Below are 6,607 nucleotides of genomic sequence, written 5' to 3'. Positions count from 1 at the left end.
CCGCGATCACTTCCCCCTCAGTCGCTCCGCGACAGCTCCCCCTTCAGGGGGAGCATCTTGGCTTACGCCCCCGCCCTCTTGGCGAAGCTCCAAGCCCCCTTGGCCAGCACCGGCACCCGGGCCTCCATCAGCTGCGCATGGGCGCTGGCCGCCGTGCCGTCGCGCACGCGGCCGACGATGCCCTGGCAGATGCCGGCCAGGCGGAAGAGGTTGTAGCTGAAGTACCAGTCCAGCTGCGGCAGGCCATCGCGCCCCGTGGCGGCGCAGTAGCGGGCCACGGCCTCGTCGATGGTCGGAATGCCGTAAGCCGTCAGGTCGGTGATCTCGGCCAGGCCCCCGCGCTGGTCGGACGGCATCACCCAGTTCATCAGGAAATAGGTGAAGTCGGCCAGCGGATTGCCCAGGGTCGACAGCTCCCAGTCCAGCACCGCGATCACCTTGGGCTCGGTCGCATGCAGGATCATGTTGTCGAGGCGGTAGTCGCCATGGACGATCGAGGTCTGGTCGTCGGCCGGGGCGCTGGCGGCCAGCCAGTCGATCAGGCGGTCCATCTCGTCGATCTTCGTCGTCTCGCTGGCGCGGTACTGCTTGGTCCAGCGGTCGATCTGGCGGGTGAAGTAGTTGCCCGGCTTGCCGTAGTCGGCCAGGCCCACGGCGGCGTAGTCCACGTTATGCAGGGCCGCCAGGGTGTCGATCTGGGCCTCGTAGATCAAGCGACGCTCGGCCGGCTGATAGTCCGGCAGGGTTCCGTCCCAGAGGATGCGGCCCTCGATATTGTCCATCACGTAGAAGATCGTGCCGATCACGCCCTCGTCCATGCACAGGGCGTAGGGTCGGGCGACCGGGAAGCTGGCCTTGTGCAGGCCCGAGATCACCTTGAACTCGCGATCGACGGCGTGGGCGCTGGGCAGCAGCTTGCCCGGCGGCTTGCGGCGCAGGACGTAGCGCTTTTCCGGCGTCACCAGTTGGTAGGTGGGGTTGGACTGCCCGCCCTTGAACTGGCGCACCTCCAGCGGACCGGCATAGCCCTCGACGTTCTGTTCCAGCCATGCGGCCAGGGCGGCCTCGTCGATCGCATGGCGCGGATCGACCGGCTTGGTGCCCGAATTCAGCTCCTGAGCGGACGGCTCGGCCACGGCGCTTCACTCCCAACATTTGTTTGAATGGGAGTTTAGAGGGTGGGAGCGCTTAGGCAATCCCCCTTCCCCCTTGATGGGGGAAGGGTCGGGGATGGGGGTGGCTACGGCGTTTGCAACAAGCGGCGGCGCAGACAGCCAACTCAGCAGATCACCCCCAACCCTGCCCTTCCCCCATCAAGGGGGAAGGGTTCAATGATTTTGGAGCGCCCGCCAGCCGATGTCGTTGCGGTAGAAGCCGCCCTCCAGGCTCACCGTCCCCAGCGCCGCATAGGCCACGTCGCGGGCTTCGTGCAGGGTCGCGCCCAGGGCGCAGACGTTGAGCACGCGGCCGCCGGAGGCCACCAGGTTTCCGTCGGCGTCGCGGGTGGTGCCGGCGTGGAAGATCTCGGCCTCGTGGCCGTAGTCGGCCTCGGCGCCCTGGATCAGCCCGCCGGTCTTGGGGGCGTCGGGATAGCCCTCGGCGGCCAGCACCACGCAGATCGCCGCCTCGTCGCGCCACTTGGGCGGCTCGGCCGAAGCCAGCTCGCCCTTGGCGGCCGCCAGCAGGATCGGAACGATGTCGCTCTCCAGGCGCAGCATCAGCACCTGGCACTCCGGATCGCCGAAGCGGGCGTTGTATTCGACGAGCTTGGGGCCGGTCGGCGTCAGCATCAGGCCGGCATAGAGCACGCCCACATACGGGTTGCCCTCGGCCGCCATGCCCTCGACGGTCGGCACGATCAGCTCGCGCCAGGCCTGCTCGACCAGGGCCTCGGTCAGCACGGGCGGCGGCGAATAGGTGCCCATGCCGCCGGTGTTGGGGCCTTCGTCTCCGTCATAGGCGCGCTTGTGGTCCTGGGCCGCGCCGAACAGCACGGCGGTCTTGCCGTCGGAGAGGGCGAACAGCGAGGCTTCCTCGCCGTGCATGAACTCCTCGATGACCACCCGGGCGCCGGCCGAGCCGAAGCGGCCGCCCAGCATGTCGACCACCGCGGCGTCGGCCGCCTCGCGGGTCTCGGCGATGACCACGCCCTTGCCGGCCGCCAGGCCGTCGGCCTTGATCACGAACGGGGCTTCCAGGGTGTCTAGGAAAGCGCTCGCCGAAGCCGCGTCCTCGAACACGCCGTAGGCGGCGGTCGGCAGGTCGTGGCGCTTGCAGAAGTCCTTGGTGAAGGCCTTGGAGGTCTCCAGCTGGGCCGCGCGCTGCGATCCGCCGAAGCAGGGGATGCCGACCTCGGCCAGCTTGTCGGCGAGACCCACTTCGAGGGCCGATTCCGGGCCGACCACCACCAGGTCCGCGCCGATCTCCCGGGCCAGGGCGACCAGGCCGTCGGCGTCGGTGGCCTTGACCGGTTTCAGCTCGGCCACGGCCGCGATGCCCGGATTGCCCGGCGCGGCGACCAGTCGGCCGCACAGCGGCGAGGCCGCGATCTTCCAGGCCAGGGCGTGCTCGCGCCCGCCGGACCCGACGAGGAGGATGGTCAGCTTTTCCATGAGCCGGGGATGTCGCGCGGGCGCGGCCCCGGGTCAAGGTCGGGCTGCGTCCTATCGTCCCGCGCATGCGCCTGCGACGCTTGGCGCCGTTGCCCGCGGCGCCGCTCGCAGGCTTCTTTGCGTGCGAATACGCGCGTCGGGGCTGGACGCGCCTTAGGGGGCGAACCGCGAGGTCATGGCCAGAGACAACAACCCGCATGCGTGCGACGCCGCGCCGGCCGACGCCTGCGCGCCCGCCACCTCGTCGACGCCCGAGGCCCTGCACTCCTGGGCCTTCCTCGACGCCGTGGTCGAGAGCGTGCCGGCCATGCTGGTGGTCAAGAACGGCCGCGACGGCCGCTTCGTGCTGGTCAACCGCGCCGGCGAAGAGCTGCTGGGCGTGCCGCGCGAGGCCCTGATCGGCCGCCGCGACGCCGACTTCTTCCCCGCCGACCAGGCCGCCTTCTTCGCCGAGATGGACCGCAAGGTGCTGGAGAGCGACGAGGTCTGGGTCATCGACGAAGAGCCCCTGAAGACCCCGCACAACGGCGACCGCTGGCTGCAGACCAAGAAGATCGCCATCCCCGGCGAAGGCGACGAGAAGCTGCTGCTGATCATCAGCGAAGACATCACCGAGCGTAAGGCCTCGGCCGTGGCCCTGGAGGCCGCGCTGGAGAGCGCCCGCGCCGCCAGCATCGCCAAGAGCGAATTCCTGGCCAATATGAGCCACGAGATCCGCACCCCGCTGAACGGCGTGCTGGGCATGGCCCAGGTGCTGGCCCAGACCGAGCTGACCCCGCGCCAGCGCGAGATGATGGACGTGATCCTGGGCTCGGGCCGCACGCTGAACGCCCTGCTCAGCGACATTCTGGATCTGGCCAAGGTCGAGGCCGGCGAGGTCGGGCTGGAGCCCGCCCCCTTCAACCTGCGCGGCGCGCTGATCGCCACCGCCGCCACCTTCGAGGGCCTGGCCCACCAGAAGGGGCTGAACTTCTCGCTTTTCTTCGACGAGGGCTTCCACGACCGGGTCAGCGGCGACGCCCTGAAGTTCGGCCAGATCGTCAGCAACCTGATCAGCAACGCGGTGAAGTTCACCAGCGAGGGCCATGTGGCCGTCCACGCCCGCACTCAGACCGAGGGCGAGGCCATCCGCCTGGTCGTCACGGTCGAGGACACCGGCGAGGGCTTCACCCCGCAGGTGCAGGCCAGCCTGTTCGAGCGCTTCGTCCAGGGCGACGGCTCGATCACGCGGCGGTTCGGCGGTTCGGGCCTGGGGCTGTCGATCGCCCGGCGCTTCGCCCGGCTGATGGACGGCGACATCGCCTGCCGCTCGACGCCCGGCGAGGGCGCCTGCTTCACCTTCACCGCCCGCCTGGACACCGCCGCCCCCGAAGAGCCCGCGCCCGCCCGCCGCCCGGCCAGGGCGGCGACGCCGGAACGCCTGCGGGTGCTGCTGGCCGAGGACCACCCCACCAACCAGCGGGTCGTGGAGCTGATGCTCGACGGCGTCGCCGACCTGGTCATCACCGCCGACGGCGAGGCCGCCCTGGCGGCCTACGAGCGCCAGGCCTTCGACCTGGTGCTGATGGACACCCAGATGCCGGTGATGGACGGCCTGACCGCCATCAGCGAGATCCGCATGCGCGAGCGCGCCGCCGGCCGGCCGCGCATCCCGATCATCTCGCTGACCGCCAACGCCATGCCCCACCAGGTGGAGGCGTGCCTCGCCGCCGGCGCCGACCTGCACCTGGCCAAGCCGATCACCGTATCGGCCCTGTTCGACAGCATCGCCCAGGCCTGCGACCTGGCGGGGGAAGCGGTCTAGGGGGCGGTCCAGGGCGGCCGGATCGTCCAAGCCCCGCACGCCGATCGCGCGTCTCCTGACGGCCTCGCCGCCGGGAGCCCGCCATGAGCCTCGCCTATCCCCAGGGCCGCACCGCCCTGCTTTTCGTCGATCCCTACAACGACTTCCTGGCCGACGGCGGCAAGCTGTGGCCCAGGGTGGCGGCGACGCAGGGCGCCGAAGGCCTGCACGGGCGGCTGAAGGCCGTGGTCGCCGCGGCGCGGAGCGCGGGCCTGCCGCTGTTCGTCGTGCCCCACCACCGCTTCGCCCTGGGCGATCTGGACGGCTGGAAGCATCCCTCGCCCTATCTGCAGGGCAGCGCCCGGGCCCTGGTGTTCGAGAAGGACGCCTGGGGCGGGGAGTGGCATCCCGACTTCGCGCCCCTGCCCGGCGACGTGATCGTCACCGAGCACTGGGGGTCGAGCGGCTTCGCCAACACCGACCTAGACTACCGCCTCAAGCAGCGCGAGATCACCCACGTGATCCTGATCGGCCTGGTGGCCAACACCTGCATCGAAGGCACCGGCCGCTTCGCCGCCGAGCTGGGCTATCACGTCACCCTGGTCACCGACGCCACGGCGGCGTTCTCGGACGAGGCCCTGCACGCGGCCCACGCCATCAACGCCCCGACCTACGCCCACGCCATCGTGACGGCCGCGGAGGTGACGGCGGCGCTCAGCGCCGCCTGACGCCGCGCGCCCGCCACAATTCCCGCCAAGATTGCGGACGAGGGATTTCGCGGGGGAGACGCTGCATGCGCCGCCTGACTTTCATCGCCTTGAGCGCCGGCCTGAGCCTGGCGACCGCCGGCGCCGCCCAGGCCTGCTACTACAACATGCCGGCCAAGGATCGTATCCGCCGGACCACCTACGACGCCGTGCTCCTGGCCCGGGTCGACCAGGCGCTCTACACGGACGGCCTGGACCAGGACCAGGGCGACCGGAATCGCCCCTGGAGCGCCCAGGTCACGGCGACCAGCGCCGTGGTCGGCGCGCCGGACCAAACCGCCTTCGAGATCGGCCGCACGGCCCAGCCGACGGCCTGCGACGACGGCCAGCCGATCGCCAAGGTCGGCGACACCTGGGTGCTCTACCTGATGCGCCGGCGCGACGGCCCCGGCTATCAGGTCAGCCAGTCCTATCCGCTGGCCTTCGCCCGGCAGTACGACGCGCGCCTGCTGGAGACGACGCCCTAGCCGCGGCTGCGCGCCGCCACGCTGAAGCGGGGCGGCGCCTCGGCCTGGGCTTGGGTTTTTGCCTGACGCAGCTCGGCCCGCGCCTGGCGGACGATCTGCCAGCCGCCTTGCAGGGCCAGGCCCGCCATCACCGCCGCCACTACCAGGTCGGGCCAGCGCGAGCCAGTGCCCAGCACGCCGGCGGCCGCCAGCATCACCGCCACGTTGCCGATGGCGTCGTTGCGCGAGCAGATCCACACCGAGCGCATGTTGGCGTCGCCGGTGCGGAAGCCGAACAGCAGCGCCGCCACCCCGACATTGGCGACCAGGGCGATCAGGCCCAGGGTTCCCATCACCGGCGCCTCGGGCGTGCGTCCGGCGATCACGCCCCAGACGGTCATGGCCGACACCCAGCCGCCGAACAGCAGCATGGTCGCGCCCTTCAGCAGCGCCGCCCGCGCCCGCCAGGTCAGGGCGAGGCCCGCTACCCCCAGGCTGATGGCGTAGTTGGCCGCATCGCCGAGGAAATCCAGGGAGTCGGCCTGCAGCGCCGCCGACCCCGACAGCAGGCCCGCCGTCCCCTCGACCAGGAACATGCCGCCGTTGACAACGAGGGCGATCCACAGCGCCAGCCGCCAGCGCCCCGACGGCGCGGGGGCGTCGGCCTTGCACAGATCATCGCCGCAGCAGTTGGCCATCTCTGGACCTCCTCGAAGAAGGCCCTATGTCTGCACCCTGTAGCCGCTACAGGGTCAAGCGCTCCGCTCGGAGGTTCTCATGTCTTCCATCGGCGATCTTTCCCGCCGCACCGGCGTGCCGGTCGAGACCATCCGCTATTACGAACGCATGGGCCTGCTGCCCGAGCCGCCGCGCACGCAGGGCAACTACCGCGCCTACGACGCCGCCCACGAGCGGCGGCTGGCCTTCGTCAAGCGCTCGCGGGATCTGGGCTTTGGCCTGGACCGCATCCGCGCCCTGCTCGACCTGGCCGACGCCGCC

The 6,607-nt window shown here is 70.7% G+C and carries 7 protein-coding genes; 4 read left to right on the top strand and 3 right to left on the bottom strand.

Going from position 1 to position 6,607, the window contains the following annotated elements; genetic code table 11:
• Window positions 1-62 precede the first annotated feature (62 nt).
• The gene (locus DMC18_RS17990; protein WP_110121107.1) at window positions 63-1,136 is read right to left on the bottom strand and encodes a phosphotransferase family protein; all 1,074 of its coding nucleotides are present in this window, start codon (window positions 1,134-1,136) and stop codon (window positions 63-65) included.
• A 192-nt stretch (window positions 1,137-1,328) separates the two neighbouring features.
• Window positions 1,329-2,612 (bottom strand): phosphoribosylamine--glycine ligase, encoded by a 1,284-nt coding sequence (gene purD / locus DMC18_RS17985; RefSeq protein WP_110121106.1) that lies wholly within the window; start codon window positions 2,610-2,612, stop codon window positions 1,329-1,331.
• Window positions 2,613-2,787: 175 nt separating this feature from the next.
• Here purD and DMC18_RS17980 point away from each other — a divergent pair, with 175 nt between their 5' ends.
• The 3 genes from DMC18_RS17980 (at window position 2,788) to DMC18_RS17970 (ending at window position 5,629) form a co-directional block, all read left to right on the top strand.
• Window positions 2,788-4,416: a PAS domain-containing sensor histidine kinase gene (locus tag DMC18_RS17980; RefSeq protein WP_110121105.1), complete on the top strand. Its 1,629-nt coding sequence runs from the start codon at window positions 2,788-2,790 to the stop codon at window positions 4,414-4,416.
• Window positions 4,417-4,499: 83 nt separating this feature from the next.
• Window positions 4,500-5,123 carry an isochorismatase family cysteine hydrolase gene (locus tag DMC18_RS17975; RefSeq protein ID WP_110121104.1) on the top strand — a complete coding sequence of 208 codons (624 nt, stop codon included), beginning with the start codon at window positions 4,500-4,502 and terminating at the stop codon, window positions 5,121-5,123.
• Window positions 5,124-5,188: 65 nt separating this feature from the next.
• Complete coding sequence (locus DMC18_RS17970) at window positions 5,189-5,629, top strand: hypothetical protein (RefSeq protein WP_110121103.1); 441 nt, start codon at window positions 5,189-5,191, stop codon at window positions 5,627-5,629.
• On the opposite strand, the gene DMC18_RS17965 is transcribed toward DMC18_RS17970, so the two are convergent.
• Window positions 5,626-6,306, bottom strand: a complete 681-nt coding sequence (locus DMC18_RS17965) for a cation transporter (protein ID WP_110121102.1) — start codon at window positions 6,304-6,306, stop codon at window positions 5,626-5,628. The genes DMC18_RS17970 and DMC18_RS17965 overlap by 4 nt on opposite strands.
• A 79-nt stretch (window positions 6,307-6,385) precedes the next feature.
• Between DMC18_RS17965 and DMC18_RS17960 the strand changes: the two genes are divergently transcribed.
• On the top strand, window positions 6,386-6,607 hold a 222-nt coding region (locus tag DMC18_RS17960), incomplete at its 3' end, for a MerR family transcriptional regulator (protein WP_146218122.1).

Source organism: Caulobacter sp. D5, from assembly GCF_003185805.1.
Lineage (GTDB): Bacteria > Pseudomonadota > Alphaproteobacteria > Caulobacterales > Caulobacteraceae > Caulobacter.
Note: the sequence above shows the minus strand (reverse complement) of the source record. Positions and strands in the feature narration are given on the sequence as shown.

What these genes read in the sequence shown, in the direction of transcription:
- purD (WP_110121106.1), bottom strand. Translation starts at nt 2,612, where the DNA reads ATGGAAAAGCTGACCATCCTCCTCGTCGGGTCCGGCGGGCGCGAGCAC.
- DMC18_RS17980 (WP_110121105.1), top strand. Translation starts at nt 2,788, where the DNA reads ATGGCCAGAGACAACAACCCGCATGCGTGCGACGCCGCGCCGGCCGAC.
- DMC18_RS17975 (WP_110121104.1), top strand. Translation starts at nt 4,500, where the DNA reads ATGAGCCTCGCCTATCCCCAGGGCCGCACCGCCCTGCTTTTCGTCGAT.
- DMC18_RS17970 (WP_110121103.1), top strand. Translation starts at nt 5,189, where the DNA reads ATGCGCCGCCTGACTTTCATCGCCTTGAGCGCCGGCCTGAGCCTGGCG.
- DMC18_RS17965 (WP_110121102.1), bottom strand. Translation starts at nt 6,306, where the DNA reads ATGGCCAACTGCTGCGGCGATGATCTGTGCAAGGCCGACGCCCCCGCG.